The following is a 20,164-nucleotide window of genomic DNA, read 5'->3' on the forward strand; positions in this document are numbered from 1 at the left end:
CTCTTTAGCTTAGCGAATCTCCGCACGGGTTTTGATCGGCGGCGAAAGCTGCTATTATCATCGCCGCTTTACATTCCTGGCGTCATTCCGACAACGTGGGTCTGACATCACGCCGGGTTACACACTACGAAACTCAGTTTTGCATGTAGGCTTTCGTGTGGCTTACCACTGCATTTAAGGATATGAAATGCCAGTAATTACTCTTCCTGATGGCAGCCAGCGCAGCTTTGACCGTCCCGTTAGCGTGATGGATATCGCTCTGGATATTGGACCGGGTTTGGCGAAAGCCTGTATCGCCGGTCGCGTGAATGGCGAGTTGGTTGATGCGGTTGATCCCATCACCGAAGATGCTCAGGTAGCGATTATTACCGCTAAAGACGACGCCGGTTTAGAAATCATTCGTCACTCATGTGCACACCTGTTAGGGCATGCGATTAAGCAGCTGTGGCCAAACACCAAGATGGCTATCGGCCCGGTGATTGATAACGGTTTCTATTATGACGTCGATCTGGAACATACGTTAACTCAGGAAGATCTTGAGCTGCTGGAAAAACGTATGCACCAGCTGGCTGAAAGCAATTATGATGTTGTTAAGAAGAAGGTGAGCTGGCAGGAAGCACGTGACGTGTTTGCCGAGCGTGGCGAAAGCTATAAAACCACTATTCTTGACGAGAACATCAGCCATGACGACCGTCCTGGCCTGTATCACCATGAAGAATACATCGACATGTGCCGCGGTCCGCACGTGCCGAATATGCGTTTCTGCCATCACTTCAAACTGCAGAAAATCTCCGGAGCTTACTGGCGCGGCAACAGCGATAACAAAATGCTGCAGCGCATCTACGGTACGGCCTGGGCGGATAAAAAACAGTTGGCTGCCTATTTGCAGCGCCTGGAAGAAGCGGCGAAACGCGATCACCGTAAAATCGGTAAGCAGCTTGATCTGTACCACATGCAGGAAGAAGCACCGGGCATGGTGTTCTGGCACAATGACGGCTGGACCATCTTCCGCGAGCTGGAAGTGTTTGTGCGTACCAAGCTGAAAGAGTATGACTATCAGGAAGTAAAGGGTCCGTTCATGATGGACCGTGTGCTGTGGGAAAAAACCGGTCACTGGGAAAACTACAAAGAAGCGATGTTCACCACCTCTTCAGAGAACCGTGAATATTGCATCAAACCCATGAACTGCCCCGGCCACGTGCAGATCTTTAATCAGGGTCTGAAATCCTACCGCGACCTGCCGCTGCGTATGGCGGAGTTTGGTAGCTGCCATCGTAACGAACCTTCAGGTGCGTTACATGGTCTGATGCGTGTACGCGGCTTTACTCAGGATGATGCTCACGTCTTCTGTACCGAAGATCAGGTACGTGATGAGGTGAACAGCTGTATCCGCATGGTATACGACATGTACAGCACCTTCGGTTTTGAAAAAATCGTGGTGAAACTGTCGACCCGTCCGGAAAAACGTATCGGTACCGACGAAATGTGGGATCGTGCGGAAGTGGATTTGGCAGAAGCGCTGAAAGAGAATGACATTCCATTCGAATATCAGCCAGGAGAAGGTGCCTTCTACGGCCCTAAAATTGAGTTTACCCTGTACGATTGTCTCGACCGCGCCTGGCAGTGTGGCACCGTTCAGCTAGACTTCTCCCTGCCAAAGCGTCTGGACGCTACTTTTGTCGGCGAAAACAACGATCGCCAGACACCGGTAATGATTCACCGCGCAATTCTCGGTTCGATGGAGCGCTTTATCGGCATCCTGACCGAAGAGTTCGCTGGATTCTTCCCGAGTTGGTTGGCGCCGGTGCAGGCTGTAGTGATGAATATCACCGACAGTCAGTCAGAATATGTCAGTGAACTGACAAAGAAATTGCAGAATGCGGGCATTCGTGTCAAAGCAGACTTGAGAAACGAGAAGATAGGCTTTAAAATCCGCGAGCACACATTACGTCGCGTCCCTTATATGCTGGTTTGCGGTGACAAAGAGGTGGAAGCAGGCAAAGTTGCCGTGCGCACCCGCCGTGGTAAAGACCTTGGGAGCATGGACGTAGATGTGTTTGTTGAGAAGCTGCAACAAGAGATTCGCAGCCGACATCTTCACCAATTAGAGGAAACAGGTTATTAAAGGCGGAAAACGAGTACAACCGACACGTCCGAACCGTATCAACGGCGAAATCCGAGCCACCGAAGTGCGCTTAACTGGCGTAGACGGTGAGCAACTTGGCATTGTCACCTTGCGTGAAGCCATTGAGAAAGCTGAAGAAGCTGGCGTAGATTTAGTTGAAATCAGCCCGAACGCCGAACCGCCGGTTTGCCGTATTATGGATTACGGCAAGTTCCTTTATGAAAAGAGTAAGTCTTCTAAGGAACAGAAGAAGAAGCAGAAAGTTATCCAGGTTAAGGAAATCAAATTCCGTCCTGGTACCGATGATGGCGACTATCAGGTCAAACTACGCAACCTGATTCGCTTTCTGGAAGAGGGCGATAAAGCCAAAATCACGCTGCGTTTCCGCGGTCGTGAGATGGCGCACCAGCAGATCGGTATGGAAGTGCTTAACCGCGTCCGTAAAGATCTGTGTGAAGACATGGATCTGGCGATTGTCGAATCCTTCCCTTCGAAGATCGAAGGTCGTCAGATGATCATGGTGCTCGCTCCTAAGAAGAAACAGTAGGCCTTCAAGTAATAATGCCGCGCAGCGCTTGCGTTGCGCGGATTTTTATTCGCCTATCTGATTCATTTTATTAACAATGCGAAGTGGATATTTGTAAAAATGCCAAAGATTAAAACTGTACGTGGCGCCGCTAAGCGCTTTAAGAAGACCGCTTCTGGTGGCTTCAAGCGTAAGCACGCAAACCTGCGTCATATTCTGACTAAAAAGTCTACTAAGCGTAAACGTCACCTGCGTCCGAAAGGCATGGTGTCTAAAGGCGATCTGGGTCTGGTTATTGCCTGCCTGCCGTACGCATAAGTAAACTTTTTATAAATTTGCCTGAAAACGTTGCGTAACGGCCATTGGCTTGCAGGGTATAAGGCGTCACAGAATATGATAAAGGAGAGCTCACATGGCTCGCGTTAAACGTGGTGTAATTGCTCGCGCACGTCACAAGAAAATCTTAAAACAAGCTAAAGGCTACTACGGTGCACGTTCACGTGTATACCGCGTTGCCTTCCAGGCTGTTATCAAAGCTGGTCAGTATGCTTACCGTGACCGTCGTCAACGTAAGCGTCAGTTCCGTCAACTGTGGATCGCGCGTATCAACGCTGCGGCTCGTCAGAACGGTATCTCTTACAGCCGTTTCATCAATGGCCTGAAAAAAGCCTCTATTGAAATCGACCGTAAGATTCTGGCTGACATCGCTGTATTCGACAAAGTGACATTTACTGCACTTGTTGAAAAAGCAAAATCAGCTCTGGCGTAAGTCAGTTGAAAAAGGGAGCTTGCTCCCTTTTTTATTACCCGCAACTCACGCAAAAGATTGACATTTTGGCCGCTGCGCATTTCAATAGTGCGGTTTCTAACATGACAAGGTAACGCAAGCATGAATGCTGCTATTTTCCGTTTCTTTTTTTACTTTAGCGCCTGAACATCAGGGGCTTTTGCGCATAAGAAAAGAAACGAAAAATCGCGCTGAAAGCCTCCCTCGTGGAGGCTTTTTTATTTCTGGCGACACTTAATCGGATCACACGATCCCAACGAGAACTGACCAGCCCGGCTGGAAGAAGAGGAAATCATGTCCCAACTCGCAGACCTGGTGGCCCGTGCCACGGCCGCCATCGACGAGGCGGCGGATATCGCTGCTCTGGACGCCGTGCGCGTCGAATTTTTGGGTAAGAAAGGGCACCTGACGCTGCAAATGACCACGCTGCGCGAATTGCCAGCGGAAGAGCGTCCAGCAGCCGGTGCGGTTATCAACGATGCCAAGCAGCAAGTGCAGGATCGCCTTACCGCTCGCAAAGAGACGCTGGAAAGCGCTGAGCTGAACGCGCGTCTGGCGGCAGAAACCATCGATGTGTCGCTGCCAGGTCGTCGCGTTGAGAATGGCGGTTTGCATCCGGTCACTCGTACCATCGATCGTATCGAAAACTTCTTCGGCGAACTCGGTTTTGCGGTAGTGACCGGTCCGGAAATTGAAGATGATTACCATAACTTTGATGCGCTGAATATTCCGGGGCATCACCCGGCGCGTGCCGACCACGACACCTTCTGGTTTGATGCCACGCGTTTGCTGCGTACCCAAACTTCAGGCGTGCAGATTCGCACTATGAAAAATCAGCAGCCGCCAATCCGCATCATCGCGCCAGGCCGCGTTTATCGTAACGACTACGATCAGACGCACACACCGATGTTCCATCAGATGGAAGGTTTGATTGTCGATAAAGACATTAGCTTCACCAATCTGAAAGGCACGCTGCACGATTTCCTGAACAACTTCTTCGAAGAGAACCTGCAAATCCGCTTCCGTCCTTCTTACTTCCCGTTTACCGAACCGTCTGCGGAAGTAGATGTGATGGGTAAAAACGGCAAATGGCTGGAAGTGCTGGGTTGCGGCATGGTGCACCCGAACGTACTGCGCAACGTGGGCATCGATCCGGAAGTGTATTCAGGCTTTGCCTTTGGCATGGGCATGGAGCGTCTCACCATGCTGCGCTACGGTGTGACCGATCTGCGCGCCTTCTTCGAAAATGATTTACGTTTCCTCAAACAATTTAAATAAGGGCAGGTTATCCAATGAAATTCAGTGAACTCTGGTTACGCGAATGGGTAAATCCAGCCCTGGACAGCGCTGCGCTGTCTGAGCAAATCACCATGGCCGGCCTCGAAGTGGATGGCGTCGATCCGGTTGCCGGTGCTTTCACCGGTGTTGTCGTGGGTGAAGTGGTTGAGTGCGGCCAGCATCCGAATGCCGACAAACTGCGCGTTACCAAAATCAACGTTGGCGGCGATCGCCTGCTGGATATCGTTTGCGGCGCGCCAAACTGCCGTCAGGGCCTGAAAGTGGCGGTGGCCACCGTGGGTGCGGTATTGCCGGGCGATTTCAAAATCAAAGCGGCAAAACTGCGCGGCGAGCCGTCTGAAGGCATGCTGTGCTCATTCTCAGAACTGGGCATTTCCGACGATCACAGCGGCATTATTGAGCTGCCTGCTGATGCGCCGATTGGTACCGACATCCGCAGCTATCTGCAGCTGGACGATAACACCATTGAAATCAGCGTCACGCCAAACCGCGCCGATTGCCTCGGCATCATCGGTATTGCGCGTGATGTGGCGGTACTAAACGGTTTACCGCTGACCGCGCCTGCCATTCAGCCGGTCAACGCGACGATTAGCGATACGTTCCCGATTCGCGTCGATGCCACCGCAGCGTGTCCGCGCTACCTTGGCCGCGTAGTAAAAGGGGTGAATGTGAAAGCAGCCACGCCGTTGTGGATGCGTGAAAAATTGCGTCGCTGCGGTATTCGCTCAATCGATCCGGTCGTCGATATCACCAACTTTGTGCTGCTGGAGCTTGGCCAGCCGATGCACGCCTTTGATCTCGACCGCATCGACGGTGGCATTGTAGTGCGCATGGCGAAAGAGGGCGAAGTGCTCACGCTGCTGGATGGTACCGAAGCCAAACTGAGCAGTGATACGCTGGTGATCGCCGATCACCACAAAGCGCTGGCGATGGGCGGCATCTTTGGTGGCGAGCATTCGGGCGTAAATGAAGAGACGCAAAACATCCTGTTTGAGTGTGCCTATTTTGATCCGCTGGCGATTACCGGTCGTGCACGTCGTCAGGGCCTGCATACCGACGCATCGCATCGCTACGAGCGTGGTGTCGATCCCGCGCTGCAGCACAAGGCGATTGAGCGTGCCACACAGCTGCTGCTGGATATCTGTGGCGGCGAAGCCGGCCCGGTTATCGATCAAACTGACGCGAATGCGTTGCCGCCGCGCGCCACCATCACGCTGCGTCGTGAAAAGCTTGACCGTTTAATTGGCCACGTCATTGCCGACGATCAGGTGACCGATATCCTGACGCGTCTCGGTTGCGAAGTGACGGTGGGTAGCGGTGAATGGCAAGCCGTAGCGCCAAGCTGGCGCTTCGATATGGCTATCGAAGAAGACCTGGTGGAAGAAGTGGCTCGCGTGTACGGCTACAACAACATCCCCGATGTGCCGGTAAAGGCCAGCCTGATCATGACGCAGCATCGCGAAGCCGATCTGTCGCTGAAACGCGCGAAAAATCTGTTGGTTGATAAAGGCTATCAGGAAGCGATTACTTATAGCTTCGTTGATCCAAAACTGCAGCAGCTGCTGCATCCAGGCGAAGAAGCCCTGATTCTGCCAAGCCCGATCTCAAGCGATATGTCGGCGATGCGCCTATCGTTGTGGACCGGTTTGCTGGGGGCGGTGGTGTACAACCAAAACCGTCAGCAGGGTCGCGTGCGCCTGTTTGAGAGCGGTTTGCGCTTTGTACCTGATACACAGGCCGATCTGGGCATTCGCCAGGATCTTATGCTGGCCGGTGTTTTAAGCGGTAATCGCTACGAAGAGCATTGGGATCTGGCGCGTCAGACGGTTGACTTCTATGATTTGAAAGGCGATTTAGAATCGCTGCTAGATTTGACCGGTAAACTCGATGAGATTTCCTTCCGTGCGGAAGCCAATCCGGCGCTGCACCCAGGACAAAGCGCCGCAATTTATTTACACGGTGAACGAATCGGATTTATCGGTGTGGTTCATCCAGAGCTGGAACGTAAGCTGGATCTTAATGGTCGCACCTTAGTGTTTGAACTGCTTTGGAATAAGGTCGCAGACCGCGTCCTGCCTGATGCGCGCGAGATTTCACGCTTCCCGGCAAACCGTCGCGATATCGCTGTGGTGGTGGCTGAAAACGTGCCAGCAGCAGATATCATTGCGGAGTGTAAGAAAGTTGGCGTAAATCAGGTAGTTGGCGTAAACTTGTTTGACGTGTACCGTGGTAAGGGCGTAAACGAAGGTGAAAAGAGCCTTGCGATTAGCCTGATTTTGCAGGATACCAGCCGGACACTCGAAGAAGAGGAGATTGCCGCGACCGTTGCCAAATGCGTTGCGGCATTAAAAGAGCGATTCCAGGCAACCTTGAGGGATTGAACCTATGGCGCTTACAAAAGCTGAAATGTCAGAGTACCTGTTTGAAAAACTCGGGTTGAGCAAACGTGATGCCAAAGAGTTGGTTGAACTTTTTTTTGAAGAGGTTCGCCGCGCGTTGGAAAACGGAGAACAGGTAAAACTGTCCGGATTTGGTAATTTTGATCTGCGTGACAAAAACCAGCGTCCGGGCCGTAACCCGAAGACGGGGGAAGATATTCCTATCACCGCGCGCCGAGTGGTGACATTCCGTCCGGGACAGAAGTTGAAAAGTCGCGTTGAGAACGCGACACCCAAGGATGCTGACTAATTTCAGTACGACAAAAAGGCCGCTTAGCGGCCTTTTTTTTGCCTGAAAACTGGCCGTTCTGCACGATGTATTCACGATGTAAGGATTGCGTAAGCATCCGGAAAATAGGGTGAAAATCGGTCCGCGCCGATAGTGACTGCGGCAACGCTTTTGTTATAACAGCGCCATCACACAGCAACTGGTTTGAATAATGAAGAAGACCGCACTTTTATTAAGCATCCTGTTAGGCATGCCGCTGTTGGCTAGCGCCAATGTTTCCGTCAACATCAACACGCCGGGTGTTTCCATTCATATTGGCGATCAGGATAAGCGAGGCTACTATTGGGATGGTTACGACTGGCGTGCGCCAACCTGGTGGAAGCAGCATCATAACCAGCGTATTGGCACCAAAGGCCCGCACGGTTACTGGAACGGTAACGGCTGGCAGGCCCAGCATCCAGGCAATGGTGCGCACCGGGATAACCCACGCCAGCCACATCAGCAGCCGCAGCATCACGATCAGCGTGATAAGCAGCAGAAGCATGATAATCACGGCCAGCCGATTCCTCCGCATCAGTAATACACGTCCAGCGGCGCCTTCACAGCGCCGCTTTCTTTTTGCTGTAATCCCTCTACAATCAAATCTCTGTTTTCTCAGCCAATCTTATCTATGACTCTGCTGGATCAGCTTGCCCGTCAGGCAAATCGCCGCAACCAGCGCTGGCTTATCGCACTCAGCGTGCTGTTAGTGCTGCTGATTGGACTTAGCCTGTGTGCCGGTGACAGCTGGATTTCCCCCACCCAATGGTTTTCGGCCAATGGCGATCTGTTCGTCTGGCAACTGCGCATGCCGCGTACGCTGGCAGTGGTGCTGGTTGGCGCGGCGCTGGCGGTATGTGGTGTGGTGATGCAGGCTCTGTTCAACAATCCGCTGGCTGAACCGGGCTTGCTTGGCGTGTCTAATGGCGCTGGCATTGGTTTGGTGATGGGCGTGATGCTCGGTAACGGCTCGTTATGGAGCTTAGCGCTGGCGGCGATGGCTGGCGCACTACTGATTACGCTTCTTCTGCTGCATTTCGCGCGCCAACAGTTATCGGTGAGCCGTTTACTGCTAACCGGCGTAGCGCTGGGCATTATCTGTAGCGCGATCATGACGTGGGCGGTGTACTTTAGCACCAGCCTCGATCTGCGCCAGCTCATGTACTGGATGATGGGCGGTTTTAGCGGCATTGACTGGCGCTATGGCTGGATGATGCTGGCGCTGTTGCCGGTCACGCTGCTGCTAATTGCTACCGCGCGTACGCTTAACTTACTGGCGCTGGGTGAAACCTCAGCGCGTCAGCTGGGTTTGCCGCTGCTGCTGTGGCGCAATTTGCTGGTACTGGCTATGGGTTGGTTAGTCGGCGTTAGCGTGGCGATGGCCGGCGCAATTGGCTTTGTTGGCCTGGTCATTCCGCATCTATTACGCCTCAGTGGTTTAAGCGATCACCGCTATTTGCTTCCGGCGGCAGCGTTGGCGGGTGCGGCGGTACTGCTCGGCGCAGATATTATTGCTCGCCTGGTTTTAACCTCGGCCGAACTGCCGATCGGTGTGGTAACCGCCACGCTCGGCGCGCCGCTGTTTATCGTGTTATTAGTGAAGTCTTCGCGCTAGCTTTGGCTGGCAACGTGTTATCAACAACAGGAATCGACTATGAGCATTTATCAAACTGAACTGGTCACGCTGGATGGAGAGAAAACCACGCTGGCAGCATATGAAGGAAAAGTATTGCTGGTGGTGAATGTGGCCTCAAAATGTGGCCTGACGGCGCAGTATGAGCAGCTGGAATCGTTGCAAAAAGCCTGGCAGGATAAAAATTTCAGCGTGCTCGGTTTCCCGTGCAATCAATTCCTCGAGCAAGAGCCGGGCAGTAACGAAGAGATCAAAACCTTCTGCAGCACCACTTACGGCGTTACCTTCCCCATGTTTGATAAAACCGATGTCAACGGTGAACAGCGTCATCCGCTGTATGCGCAGCTGACGGCGGCACAACCGGTTGCGCAGCGTCCGGAAGGCAGCGGGTTCCTCGAACGTATGGAGAGTAAAGGCCGTGCACCTAAAGCGCCGGGCGATATTCTGTGGAACTTCGAAAAATTCCTCATCAATAAGCAGGGCCAGGTGATTGCACGCTTCTCACCGGATATGACGCCGGATGACCCGATCATTCTGAAACGTGTTGAGCAGGCGCTGGCAGAGTAAATGGTGCTGCAGTGCCACGGAGCCAGCGTCTCAGGGCGACTGGCTCCGGTCGAACTTTGCGTCAACGCCGGTGAACTGGTGCACCTGGTTGGGCCGAACGGTGCCGGCAAAAGTACGCTGCTGGCGATGCTGTCAGGCTTGTTGCCGAGCCAGGGCAGCATGCTGATCGGCGGTACAGCGCTGGCGGCGCTTAGCGGGGCGGCGTTGGCGCAGCTGCGTGGCTGGCTGCCTCAGCAGCAGATGGCGCCGGGACAGATGCCGGTGTGGCACTATCTGCGTATGCACATCGCGCTACTAACGGCTGAAACCGACGATGTTTTCCAAGACGTACTGGCCCAACTGGGGCTACAAGACAAGCTGACCCGCAGTGTGACGCAGCTTTCCGGCGGAGAGTGGCAACGGGTGCGTCTGGCTGCCGTGGTGCTACAGGTCCATCCGGCGCTTAATCCACGCGGCAAGCTGCTGCTATTAGATGAACCAATGAGTGCGCTGGATGTGGCGCAGCAGCGGGCAGTCGATAAGCTGCTGGCTGAGCTGTGCCGTAGCGGACTGGCAATTGTCGCCAGCGGCCACGACCTTAATCACAGCCTGCGCCATGCCGACCGCGTGTGGTTGATGCATCGGGGCGAGGTGGTTAAACAGGGCAGGGCCAGCGCGGTGTTAACTGCGGCACAATTAGCGCCACTCTATCAAACTCCGTTTGAACAAATCGATACCGCACAAGGTCCGCTGCTGTTTATTCCCTGACAGAGGATTGCGTGCCGTAGCGCTTTGCCGCTAAAGTGTCAGCCGGACAAGGAATGAAGGAAAACGCTGATGCGGCTGACGATTTTTATTTTGGCACTGTTGCTGGCCGGTTGTAGCCATCATGCACCGCCGCCCAATGGTCGTCTGTCCGATTCCATCACCGTAATTGCCCAGCTCAACGAGCAGCTTAGCCGCTGGCGTGGCACGCCCTATCGCTACGGCGGTTTAAGTCGGGGTGGTGTCGATTGCTCGGGTTTTGTCTATCTCACTTTCCGCGATAAATTCGACATGCAGCTACCGCGTTCGACTATCGATCAAACCGACATTGGTACCCGTATCAATAAAGACGATCTGCTGCCTGGCGATCTGGTGTTCTTCAAAACCGGTAGTGGAGAAAATGGTTTGCATGTGGGTATTTATGATACCGACAACACCTTTATTCACGCCTCTACCAGTCAGGGTGTGATTCGCTCCTCGCTGGACAATGTTTACTGGCGCAAAGTATTTTGGCAGGCGCGTCGCATCTAAACGTGGATCTGTTTGAGCAATAAAAGCGCGAAAAAATAAGGGTTATTCACCCTGAATTAAATCCGAATTGTGCCGATATTTAACTATCATTTAAAATGGCACTTTACCCGCCATTGATTTAATACTAAAAATAAAGCGTAATTTTATTTAATTGGTATGGACATTAACCCCGGCTTATTTGGCTTAAGTATTATTTGCGGCTTAAACCGACGTAATAAGACTGAAAACGGCATCTCTTCAAACGTTTGGTCCTATTGCCTGGTTGTTTTCGTTGATATACGATGCGCCAATTGCCATTGCTTCTGGCTTGTAAAATGAAAGTCCATCTGTCTGCCGACTATCAGTCGGAAACCTGGTTTTATCCAGTTTATTCTCTGACAGGCCAGCTGACTGCGGTCGAGCTGGTTACGCAATTTGTCCACGACAGCGCACCTATTACGCTGCCGCAGGATTTGCTGTTGCCGCAGCTGGATGATGCGCAGCAATTACGTCTGTTACAGAGCCAACTTTCATTGCTGGAAAAGTACCGCGACTTTTTTGAGCTCAATCAAATTATCGCTTTGGTTCGTATTGATGATTCTATGGCAAATACACTTTTAGCCAGCGAGTTTCTGTTAAGAAAATTCAAACAAATTCCTTTTATTGTTTTGGATATCAGCGAAACGTTTCCGCAATTGGCATTGGGTAAATCCCATCCTCTGTTAGCGGCGTTGCAACACGAATTTCGTTTATCGCTTTCACAATTTGGCGCAGGAAAAGCACCGGCAAATGCGGTGTACGATAATCTGTTTAGCGTCCTGAAACTGGATAAAGCCTTTATTCAGGGGTTGGCTAAGCGCGCTTCCTTTACGCCATTTATTCAAACGGTTATCGATACTTTCTCTGATTTTGCAGAGCAGATCATTATTTGCGGTGTCGATGATAACCAAATGATGGAAAAGATGAACACGCTTAGTGGTGCGCAGCTGCAGGGCAGCCTGTTCCCGGTGGTTAAGGCCGAACGCTTGAACGATCTGATTTATTCCGACCTTGATTTACCCACGCCTTCGCAGCAGTAATCCTTTCGCCTGTCTTCCGCGCCGCGTCGGCGTTACACTCTGCTTTATCTTAAAACTCAATGCTGGTGCCTTGTTAAAGTGCACCTTCAGGAGTATCGATGCAATTTACCAATAGCTGGCAGCAAGAATTACCCGGATTCTACACCGCGCTGCCGCCGACGCCGCTGGCGGGTGGACGGCTGTTTTATCACAATGTACCGCTGGCGCAAGAGATGGGGGTAGACGATGCGCTCTTTGCCGGCAACGGCCACGGCGTATGGTCAGGACGTGAGCTGCTGCCCGGCATGTCGCCGCTGGCACAGGTTTACAGCGGCCACCAGTTTGGCGTTTGGGCCGGACAGCTGGGCGACGGACGCGGCATTTTGCTCGGTGAACAGCAGCTGTCCAAGGGTGGCAAGCTGGACTGGCACCTGAAAGGAGCAGGATTAACACCCTATTCGCGAATGGGCGATGGCCGCGCGGTGATCCGTTCCAGCGTGCGGGAATTCCTCGCTTCCGAAGCGCTGCACCATCTGGGAATTCCCACTACGCGCGCGCTGGCGTTAGCGATTGGTGATGAGCCGGTACTGCGCGAAACGCAGGAGCGCGGCGCGATGTTGATGCGCATTGCGGAAAGCCATCTGCGATTCGGCCATTTTGAACACGTCTATTATGCGGGTGAGCAAGACAAAGTGCGTATGCTGGCGGATTACGCTATTCGCCATCACTGGCCGCAGCTGCAGGATGAAGCGGATCGTTATCAGCTGTGGTTCACCGATATCGTGAAACGAACCGCCAGCCTGATCGCGCATTGGCAAAGCGTTGGCTTTGCGCACGGCGTGATGAACACCGATAACATGTCGATTCTGGGATTGACGCTGGATTACGGTCCATACGGTTTCCTCGACGACTATCAGCCGAATTATATCTGCAATCACAGTGATTATCAGGGGCGCTACGCCTTCGAAAATCAGCCGATGATTGGCCTGTGGAACCTGAATCGACTGGCACATGCCTTATCCGGTTTGCTGAGTACCGAACAGCTTAAGCAGGCGCTCGGCCAGTATGAAAATGAGTTGATGCGCGTTTGGGGTGAGAAGATGCGCGCTAAGCTTGGTTTGCTGACAGCAGATGCCAATGACAACACTATTCTCACCGGCTTGCTGTCACTGATGACCGCAGAACACAGCGATTACACGCTGACCTTCCGCATGCTAAGCGACACCCAACAGCAGGAAACCCGTTCGCCGCTGCGTGATGAGTTTATCGATCGCGCCGCCTTTGATCGCTGGTACAGCGACTATCGCCAGCGCCTGTTACAAGACCAGGCCAGCGATGAGCAGCGTCAGGCGGTAATGAAAGCTGCCAATCCGGCACTGGTGTTGCGCAACTATCTGGCACAGCAGGTGATTGAAGCGGTTGAGAAAGGCGAGACGACGGCGTTAGCCAGGCTGCATAACGCGTTACAGCAGCCGTTTAGCGATGCGGCCGTTAGCGCTGAGTTGCGCCAACGGCCGCCAGAGTGGGGCAAAACGCTGGAAGTGAGCTGCTCCAGCTAAGCGTTAGTTGAAACGGCTGTCGACTGCGGCAGCCAGTTTCGCCAGTACCTCGGCGCTGTCTTCCCAGCCGAGGCACGGATCGGTGATCGATTGGCCATAGGTTAACGCTTCACCGCTCACCACTTTTTGATTCCCTTCCTGCAGGAAACTCTCAATCATCACGCCGGCAACCGCACGTGAACCCGCGCGGATTTGCGCGGCCACGTCATCGGCAACGTCACGCTGACGACCATGCTGTTTCAGGCAATTGCCGTGGCTAAAGTCGATCACCAATTGCTCAGGCAGGTTAAAATCGCGCAAATTCGCTGCCGCCGCTGCCACATCTTCAGCGTGATAGTTGGGCTGACGGCCGCCGCGCAGGATCACATGACCATGCGGGTTGCCGCTGGTTTGATAAATGGTCATCTGACCGTTTTTATCGGGTGACAGGAACATATGGCTGGCACGCGCGGCGCGAATCGCATCTACCGCGATCTGTACGTTGCCGTCGGTGCCATTTTTAAAGCCCACCGGACAGGAGAGCGCTGAGGCCATTTCACGGTGAATCTGGCTTTCGGTGGTACGCGCGCCAATCGCGCCCCAGCTAATCAGGTCGGCAATAAATTGGCCGATCACCATATCAAGAAATTCGGTGGCGGTCGGCATGCCCAGCGCATTGATATCCAGCAGCAATTTGCGGGCAATAGCAATGCCGCGATTCACATCGTAACTGCCATCCAGATCGGGATCGGAAATCAGGCCTTTCCAGCCCACGACGGTGCGGGGTTTTTCGAAGTAGGCACGCATCACAATTTCCAGGCGATCCTGATGGCGCTCGCGCAGCACATTGAGACGCTGGGCATATTCCATCGCCGCTTTGGGATCGTGCAGCGAGCATGGGCCGATAATCACCAGCAGACGTGGATCTTCACCGGTCAGAATACGCGCAATGCGTTGGCGTGCCGCAGTGACGTTGGCGGCAATGTCCGCCGAAATGGGGTGTTCATGCGCGAGTGCAGCCGGAGTCAGCAGGCTACCGATGCGCGCGGTGCGCAGTTCATCAGTCTTGTTCATTGAGATTCTCAAAAATGGGTTCTTCGCAGCGGTGAAATACCGGGAAGTGATGGTGGTCACAATAAACTAATAGTCTGCGAATTCAACCTGCTAAAAACAAAGGGCATAAAACAAGACGGAAGCCAGGCTTTACGCCCTAAATACAGGTGGATTCTCAGCCCATGAGGTCGCCAAAGTTGGCGACACAATAGAAGGCTGTTAATACATGCTGCGGCTGAGGCCCATGATATCGAGGATTTTGGTGGCGATCTCTTCCACCGAATAGTTGGTACTGTTGAGGTAACGAATCTGGTTAGTGCGGAACAGCGCTTCCACTTCGCCCACTTCCAGGCGGCATTGGCGCAGCGACGCATAGCGGGTATTTTCCGCGCGCTCCTGTCGAATCGCCGCCAGACGCTCCGGATCGATGGTCAGGCCGAACAGCTTATGCTGATGCGCACGCAGCGCCGGCGGCAGCTTCAGGTTATCCATGTCATCCGCGATGAAGGGATAGTTGGCGGCACGCACGCCAAATTGCATTGCCAGGTAGAGGCTGGTGGGGGTTTTACCGCAGCGCGACACGCCGAGCAAAATCACCTGCGCATCCTCCAGGCCACGTAACGAAATACCGTCATCATGTGCGAGGGTGTAATCGATCGCCGCAATACGCGCATCGTATTTACCCAGATTGCTGGCGGTTAATCCGTGCGTTCGGTGCGCTACCGGCATCGATGCGACGCCCAGTTCGCTCTGCAACGGCGCCACCAGCGCCTGCACGATGTCCTGACAAAAGCCTTCGCTCTCCAGAATAATTTCGCGAACGTCGGGGGTGACAATGGAAAAAAACACCACTGGGCGCAGGCCGCTCTGCTGATACAACGCGTTGATCTGTGCTTTAACCGCCTGCGCGCGCTGCACATTCTCCACAAACGGCAGCGTCACGCTATGGGTCATCACCGGGAACTGTGACAGCACCGCATGCCCGAGCACTTCGGCGGTAATGGCGGTACCATCAGAAATGTAAAAGACGCTGCGTTCAGTATTCATAGTGCGAATAATCCTCTTGCGTACCCATGACCAAATTAACAATGACAATATTTCATTTTAAATAATAGTAAAATAAAATATCCATATTGTCCGCTAATGCGCTCACAAAGATGAATAAGCGAATAATCAATTTTAGATGAAATGCTGTTTTGAAAAGCGCTATTTTCGCGCATTTTCCTTTTCGCGCATGAAATAAAGTGTGCAGGCGTTGCGCAACAAAAATCAATCGCTAACCCTCTGAAAAGGGGAAAAATATCGCCACAGCAATTAATTAACCTGAAATAGCCCGGTTGCGCAACTCAGGTAATTCTACGTACTAATCCTATTTTGCCGCTCTTTTCCTGCTTTAACGATTCAACACTTAGTCTTTATTAATCGGTTGTGCCAGGCTGTTTTGGCGAACAGCAAAATGTTCCATGTGTATTCACATCATTTAAAAGGATAATCTCAATGTCCAATCAAGACCAACAGTCGCTAGTGCTCTGGTACAACCAGCTTGGCATGCATGATGTTGATCGGGTGGGAGGTAAAAATGCCTCCCTCGGAGAAATGATTACTAATTTGTCGTCGCTGGGCGTTTCCGTGCCAAATGGCTACGCGACCACATCTTACGCGTTTAATCTGTTTCTCGATCAAAGCGGACTGAACCAGCGTATTTATGATTTGCTGGATAAAACGGATGTTGATGATGTTGCTGAACTCGCGCAAGCGGGTAAACAAATTCGTCAATGGGTGGTCGATACGCCATTCCAGCCTGAGCTGGAGGCGGCGATTCGCAGCGCCTACGAACAACTCTCTGCGGATGATGCTGAGGCCTCCTTCGCGGTGCGCTCATCAGCCACCGCCGAGGATATGCCCGACGCCTCGTTTGCTGGCCAGCAAGAAACGTTCCTCAACGTGCAGGGCTATGACGCGGTGATTATCGCAGTCAAACACGTTTACGCTTCCTTATTTAACGATCGTGCCATCTCTTATCGTGTGCACCAGGGCTACGACCATCGCGGCGTCGCGCTGTCAGCTGGTATTCAGCGCATGGTGCGATCGGACCTCGCTTCGTCTGGCGTAATGTTCACCATTGATACCGAATCGGGCTTTGATCAGGTGGTGTTTATCACCTCGGCGTACGGTTTGGGTGAAATGGTGGTGCAGGGCGCGGTTAACCCCGATGAGTTCTACGTGCACAAACCGACGCTGGCAGCCAATCGCCCGGCGATTGTGCGCCGCACCATGGGCTCGAAAAAGCTGCGCATGGTGTATGCCGATTCGCAGGAGCATGGCGAGCAGGTGCGCATTGAAGATGTTGAGCAGGAGCAGCGCGATCGCTTCAGTTTAACCGATGACGAAGTGCAGGCGCTGGCGCGTCAGGCGGTGCTGATTGAGCAGCACTATAAGCGTCCGATGGACATTGAGTGGGCGAAAGATGGCCACACCGGCAAACTGTTTATCGTGCAGGCGCGTCCGGAAACGGTACGCTCTAATGGCCAGGTCATGGAGCGCTATACGCTGCAGGGTAAAGGCAAGGTGGTGGTTGAAGGCCGCGCCATTGGTCATCGCATTGGCGCTGGCGAAGTGAAGGTCATTCACGATATTAGCGAGATGCACCGCATTGAAAAAGGCGATGTGCTGGTAACCGATATGACCGATCCCGATTGGGAACCGATCATGAAGAAAGCGTCGGCCATTGTCACCAATCGCGGCGGTCGTACCTGCCACGCGGCGATCATCGCGCGTGAACTGGGTATTCCCGCGGTGGTGGGCTGTGGTGATGCTACCGATCACCTCAAAGATGGTCATAAAGTCACGGTTTCCTGCGCCGAAGGCGATACCGGTTATGTGTATGGCGAGCTACTGGACTTTGAAGTGACCAGCTCACAGGTCGATACCATGCCGGATCTGCCGCTGAAAATTATGATGAACATCGGTAACCCGGATCGGGCCTTTGACTTCGCCTGCTTACCAAACGAAGGGGTGGGCCTGGCGCGTCTCGAATTCATCATTAACCGTATGATTGGCGTGCATCCGAAAGCGCTGCTGGAGTTTGATCAGCAAACGCCGGAGCTGCAACAGCAGATTCGTCAGATGATGAAAGGTTTTGACGACCCCATTGAGTTCTACATCGGCCGTCTGACCGAAGGGATTGCTACGCTGGGCGCGGCGTTTGCACCGAAGCGCGTGATCGTCCGTCTCTCTGATTTCAAAACTAACGAATACGCCAACCTGGTAGGCGGCGAGCGTTATGAGCCGGAGGAAGAGAACCCGATGCTCGGCTTCCGCGGTGCCGGTCGTTACGTGGCCGACAATTTCCGCGACTGCTTCAAGCTGGAGTGTGAAGCAGTGAAACGCGTACGTAACGAGATGGGGCTGACCAACGTCGAGATCATGATCCCGTTTGTGCGCACCGTCGATCAAGCCGAAGCGGTGGTGGCGGAATTAGCAAAAAATGGCCTGAAGCGCGGCGAGAACGGCCTCAAGGTGATCATGATGTGTGAGATTCCGTCAAATGCCTTGCTGGCGGAACAGTTCCTTGAGCACTTTGATGGCTTCTCTATCGGTTCTAACGATATGACGCAGCTGGCGCTCGGTCTCGATCGCGATTCCGGCGTGGTGTCGGCTCTGTTTGATGAGCGCAATGATGCGGTGAAAGCGCTACTGTCGATGGCCATCAAGGCAGCGAAAAAACAGGGTAAATACGTCGGTATTTGTGGGCAAGGACCGTCCGATCATCAGGACTTTGCCGCATGGCTGATGGAGCAGGGCATTGATAGCCTGTCGCTCAATCCGGATACCGTAGTGGAAACCTGGTTAGGTTTAGCAGAGCTGAACGCCGCGAAACATTAACCAAACGGTAATTTTGACGTATCGGTCATGAATCTGATGCGTTGAGGTTAAAATCATTAAGGTCAGCACTGCTGGCCTTATTTTTTTGCATTAATAACAGACAAAAAAAAGCCCATCACAGGGGATGGGCAAAGACTACACACAGCAATTCTTCACTTTACTCAGGGGAATAAGGTTGTTTAAAAATCAGTAGCTTGATTCCAAACATAGGAAACATGTTATTGATCAGGCTCGCTGGCGTCTTTAAGAATCCTCTTATTAGTTTAAAGCTGATAACCTTTCATGGAGATTTTCTGAGGTTTTCGCGCCTGATTCAGTTTGAAAAATAATCATTCGATTAACGAATCCCGCCTAAAGCAGCGAAAACTGCGTTTTATCTTAAAAATCGCTTATGGAAAAAAATTATTGTTTCACTGAAATGAACGGGGGCATTAGGCGGGTTAAAGTAAGGCCAGTGTAAAACGGAGTACTGGCAGCGGAAAGTTTGGTGCGCACGGGGGCGCACCTGAAAAAATTCATCACAGCAACAATGTTAGCTTAAGGATGCTCTTCTTCGTGCTCGGCGAGGGCTTCAATGGCGGTTTGCATATCATCATCCGGTTCGGGCGCTTCATGCATCCACACCGAAACCAGTCGATAAGAGACGGCCAGTACCACCGGACCGATAAACAGACCGATCATACCAAAGGCAATTAAACCGCCAATGACGCCGGAGAGAATCAGGATCATCGGCAAATCTGCACCCATGCGAATCAGTACCGGGCGCAACACGCTATCCAGCGTACCTACCACACAACTCCACACCAGCAGCACCGTGCCCCAGGTGGTATCGCCGCTCCAGTAAAGCCAGATAATGGCCGGAACCAGCACCACCAGCGGACCGAGTTGCACCAGGCAGGTCAGAATCATCAGCACGGTCAGCAACGTGGCATAAGGAATGCCGGAAATCGCCAGCCCAATGCCGCCTAACACGCCTTGCACCAGCGCGGTGACCACCACACCCAGCGCCACGGCCCGAATGGCTTGACCCGCTAACAGCACTGCGGCATCGCCGCGGCGTCCGCTCATGCGATAAGCAAAATGACGAATGCCGTGCCCAACCTGTTCGCCGCGCCAGTAGAGCAGCACGCTGAACAGCAGCATCACGATGAGATGCATCATAAAACGACCAAAGTGCCCGGCCTGCGCGACGAAGAAGCCTGTCGTCCGACCAATATAAGGCTGCACCTGGCTCAGTATCGCCGAGCCACCGCCATCGACTAACTTGTGATAGCTGGAGTAGAGTTTTCTGCCCGCATAAGGAATCTCGCGTAGCCAGGCGAAATCAGGCATCACCAGATGGCGCTGCGTCGCCCAGGTAATTACCGGCGCACTGTTATCAATCAGGCTGCTGACCAGCAGAGCAATAGGAATAATAAACAGCAGTAATAGCAAAATAGTCATGGCGATCACCGCCAGCGAGCGTCGTCCCCACAGCAGATGTTGCAGATGAATCATTAAAGGCCAGGTAGCAATCACCACCATGCTGGCCCAGGCGAAGCCCAGAATAAACGGCTGCACCACCCACAGACAGGCGATGATCATGATCAGAATGAACATCAGCGAAAACAGCATTTGCGGTAAGTCCATACCGCGTTGCAGGCTTTTCATCACAACGGTTAACCTCGATTGAATCCTTCAGAGTGGGGCTGAACAGCCCTGATTAATGATGATCTATTTCCCGAAAATTAAAC

The 20,164-nt window shown here is 52.9% G+C and carries 19 protein-coding genes, 1 other RNA gene and 1 other annotated feature; of the genes, 16 read left to right on the plus strand and 4 right to left on the minus strand.

Annotated features, from left to right (window positions below; translation table 11 throughout):
- Positions 1–187 precede the first annotated feature (187 nt).
- From thrS to WH298_RS18200, 15 genes are all read left to right on the plus strand, one after another.
- Positions 188–2,125 carry a threonine--tRNA ligase gene (gene thrS, locus WH298_RS18130; protein ID WP_007892653.1) on the plus strand — a complete coding sequence of 646 codons (1,938 nt, stop codon included), beginning with the start codon at positions 188–190 and terminating at the stop codon, positions 2,123–2,125.
- A complete protein-coding gene (gene infC / locus WH298_RS18135; protein WP_036621995.1) occupies positions 2,121–2,672 on the plus strand; it encodes a translation initiation factor IF-3 in 552 nt (183 codons plus the stop codon). The genes thrS and infC overlap by 5 nt, the downstream gene beginning before the upstream one ends.
- A 99-nt stretch (positions 2,673–2,771) precedes the next feature.
- The gene (gene rpmI, locus WH298_RS18140; RefSeq protein ID WP_004157374.1) at positions 2,772–2,969 is read left to right on the plus strand and encodes a 50S ribosomal protein L35; all 198 of its coding nucleotides are present in this window, start codon (positions 2,772–2,774) and stop codon (positions 2,967–2,969) included.
- 94 nt (positions 2,970–3,063) lie between these two features.
- Positions 3,064–3,420, plus strand: coding sequence for a 50S ribosomal protein L20 (gene rplT / locus WH298_RS18145; protein ID WP_007892678.1), 357 nt, complete (start codon positions 3,064–3,066; stop codon positions 3,418–3,420).
- Positions 3,421–3,535: 115 nt separating this feature from the next.
- Positions 3,536–3,661 (plus strand) — a sequence feature (Phe leader region).
- Positions 3,541–3,585 carry a pheST operon leader peptide PheM gene (gene pheM, locus WH298_RS18150; protein ID WP_106120997.1) on the plus strand — a complete coding sequence of 15 codons (45 nt, stop codon included), beginning with the start codon at positions 3,541–3,543 and terminating at the stop codon, positions 3,583–3,585. (Overlaps the previous feature by 45 nt.)
- A 71-nt stretch (positions 3,662–3,732) precedes the next feature.
- Positions 3,733–4,716: a phenylalanine--tRNA ligase subunit alpha gene (pheS, locus tag WH298_RS18155; protein WP_007892680.1), complete on the plus strand. Its 984-nt coding sequence runs from the start codon at positions 3,733–3,735 to the stop codon at positions 4,714–4,716.
- Positions 4,717–4,730: 14 nt separating this feature from the next.
- Positions 4,731–7,118, plus strand: a complete 2,388-nt coding sequence (gene pheT / locus WH298_RS18160) for a phenylalanine--tRNA ligase subunit beta (protein WP_180823487.1) — start codon at positions 4,731–4,733, stop codon at positions 7,116–7,118.
- Between the two features lie 4 nt (positions 7,119–7,122).
- Positions 7,123–7,425 carry an integration host factor subunit alpha gene (gene ihfA / locus WH298_RS18165; protein ID WP_007892687.1) on the plus strand — a complete coding sequence of 101 codons (303 nt, stop codon included), beginning with the start codon at positions 7,123–7,125 and terminating at the stop codon, positions 7,423–7,425.
- A gap of 190 nt (positions 7,426–7,615) precedes the next feature.
- Positions 7,616–7,984, plus strand: a complete 369-nt coding sequence (locus WH298_RS18170) for a DUF2502 domain-containing protein (protein WP_180823488.1) — start codon at positions 7,616–7,618, stop codon at positions 7,982–7,984.
- A gap of 90 nt (positions 7,985–8,074) precedes the next feature.
- On the plus strand, positions 8,075–9,058 hold the full coding sequence (btuC, locus tag WH298_RS18175; protein ID WP_180823489.1) for a vitamin B12 ABC transporter permease BtuC: 984 nt from the start codon (positions 8,075–8,077) through the stop codon (positions 9,056–9,058).
- Between the two features lie 39 nt (positions 9,059–9,097).
- A complete protein-coding gene (locus tag WH298_RS18180) occupies positions 9,098–9,643 on the plus strand; it encodes a glutathione peroxidase (RefSeq protein WP_180823490.1) in 546 nt (181 codons plus the stop codon).
- A complete protein-coding gene (gene btuD / locus WH298_RS18185) occupies positions 9,644–10,390 on the plus strand; it encodes a vitamin B12 ABC transporter ATP-binding protein BtuD (protein WP_180823491.1) in 747 nt (248 codons plus the stop codon).
- A gap of 69 nt (positions 10,391–10,459) precedes the next feature.
- Positions 10,460–10,918: an NlpC/P60 family protein gene (locus WH298_RS18190; protein WP_007892697.1), complete on the plus strand. Its 459-nt coding sequence runs from the start codon at positions 10,460–10,462 to the stop codon at positions 10,916–10,918.
- Positions 10,919–11,232: 314 nt separating this feature from the next.
- A complete protein-coding gene (locus WH298_RS18195) occupies positions 11,233–11,976 on the plus strand; it encodes an EAL domain-containing protein (RefSeq protein WP_007892699.1) in 744 nt (247 codons plus the stop codon).
- A 98-nt stretch (positions 11,977–12,074) separates the two neighbouring features.
- Positions 12,075–13,514 (plus strand): protein adenylyltransferase SelO, encoded by a 1,440-nt coding sequence (locus WH298_RS18200; RefSeq protein WP_180823492.1) that lies wholly within the window; start codon positions 12,075–12,077, stop codon positions 13,512–13,514.
- 3 nt (positions 13,515–13,517) lie between these two features.
- On the opposite strand, the gene WH298_RS18205 is transcribed toward WH298_RS18200, so the two are convergent.
- Positions 13,518–14,567, minus strand: a complete 1,050-nt coding sequence (locus WH298_RS18205) for a 3-deoxy-7-phosphoheptulonate synthase (RefSeq protein WP_180823493.1) — start codon at positions 14,565–14,567, stop codon at positions 13,518–13,520.
- A gap of 198 nt (positions 14,568–14,765) precedes the next feature.
- A complete protein-coding gene (gene ppsR / locus WH298_RS18210; protein WP_007892708.1) occupies positions 14,766–15,593 on the minus strand; it encodes a posphoenolpyruvate synthetase regulatory kinase/phosphorylase PpsR in 828 nt (275 codons plus the stop codon).
- Between the two features lie 450 nt (positions 15,594–16,043).
- Between ppsR and ppsA the strand changes: the two genes are divergently transcribed.
- The gene (gene ppsA / locus WH298_RS18215) at positions 16,044–18,431 is read left to right on the plus strand and encodes a phosphoenolpyruvate synthase (protein ID WP_049851827.1); all 2,388 of its coding nucleotides are present in this window, start codon (positions 16,044–16,046) and stop codon (positions 18,429–18,431) included.
- Between the two features lie 100 nt (positions 18,432–18,531).
- Here ppsA and rprA read toward each other — a convergent pair.
- Both rprA and ydiK read right to left on the minus strand, forming a co-directional pair.
- Positions 18,532–18,639: antisense sRNA RprA (gene rprA, locus WH298_RS18220), an RNA gene on the minus strand.
- A 329-nt stretch (positions 18,640–18,968) separates the two neighbouring features.
- Positions 18,969–20,081, minus strand: coding sequence for an AI-2E family transporter YdiK (ydiK, locus tag WH298_RS18225; RefSeq protein ID WP_180823494.1), 1,113 nt, complete (start codon positions 20,079–20,081; stop codon positions 18,969–18,971).
- Positions 20,082–20,164 lie beyond the last annotated feature (83 nt).

This window comes from Pantoea nemavictus (assembly GCF_037479095.1).
In the GTDB taxonomy this organism is placed as follows: Bacteria; Pseudomonadota; Gammaproteobacteria; order Enterobacterales; family Enterobacteriaceae; genus Pantoea; species Pantoea nemavictus.

Coding starts and splice junctions, on each gene's coding strand:
- pheT (WP_180823487.1), top strand. CDS start 4,731: ATGAAATTCAGTGAACTCTGGTTACGCGAATGGGTAAATCCAGCCCTG.
- WH298_RS18180 (WP_180823490.1), top strand. CDS start 9,098: ATGAGCATTTATCAAACTGAACTGGTCACGCTGGATGGAGAGAAAACC.
- rplT (WP_007892678.1), top strand. CDS start 3,064: ATGGCTCGCGTTAAACGTGGTGTAATTGCTCGCGCACGTCACAAGAAA.
- WH298_RS18170 (WP_180823488.1), top strand. CDS start 7,616: ATGAAGAAGACCGCACTTTTATTAAGCATCCTGTTAGGCATGCCGCTG.
- btuC (WP_180823489.1), top strand. CDS start 8,075: ATGACTCTGCTGGATCAGCTTGCCCGTCAGGCAAATCGCCGCAACCAG.
- btuD (WP_180823491.1), top strand. CDS start 9,644: ATGGTGCTGCAGTGCCACGGAGCCAGCGTCTCAGGGCGACTGGCTCCG.
- WH298_RS18200 (WP_180823492.1), top strand. CDS start 12,075: ATGCAATTTACCAATAGCTGGCAGCAAGAATTACCCGGATTCTACACC.
- pheS (WP_007892680.1), top strand. CDS start 3,733: ATGTCCCAACTCGCAGACCTGGTGGCCCGTGCCACGGCCGCCATCGAC.
- rpmI (WP_004157374.1), top strand. CDS start 2,772: ATGCCAAAGATTAAAACTGTACGTGGCGCCGCTAAGCGCTTTAAGAAG.
- ydiK (WP_180823494.1), bottom strand. CDS start 20,081: ATGAAAAGCCTGCAACGCGGTATGGACTTACCGCAAATGCTGTTTTCG.
- WH298_RS18190 (WP_007892697.1), top strand. CDS start 10,460: ATGCGGCTGACGATTTTTATTTTGGCACTGTTGCTGGCCGGTTGTAGC.
- thrS (WP_007892653.1), top strand. CDS start 188: ATGCCAGTAATTACTCTTCCTGATGGCAGCCAGCGCAGCTTTGACCGT.
- ppsA (WP_049851827.1), top strand. CDS start 16,044: ATGTCCAATCAAGACCAACAGTCGCTAGTGCTCTGGTACAACCAGCTT.
- WH298_RS18205 (WP_180823493.1), bottom strand. CDS start 14,567: ATGAACAAGACTGATGAACTGCGCACCGCGCGCATCGGTAGCCTGCTG.
- ppsR (WP_007892708.1), bottom strand. CDS start 15,593: ATGAATACTGAACGCAGCGTCTTTTACATTTCTGATGGTACCGCCATT.
- ihfA (WP_007892687.1), top strand. CDS start 7,123: ATGGCGCTTACAAAAGCTGAAATGTCAGAGTACCTGTTTGAAAAACTC.
- WH298_RS18195 (WP_007892699.1), top strand. CDS start 11,233: ATGAAAGTCCATCTGTCTGCCGACTATCAGTCGGAAACCTGGTTTTAT.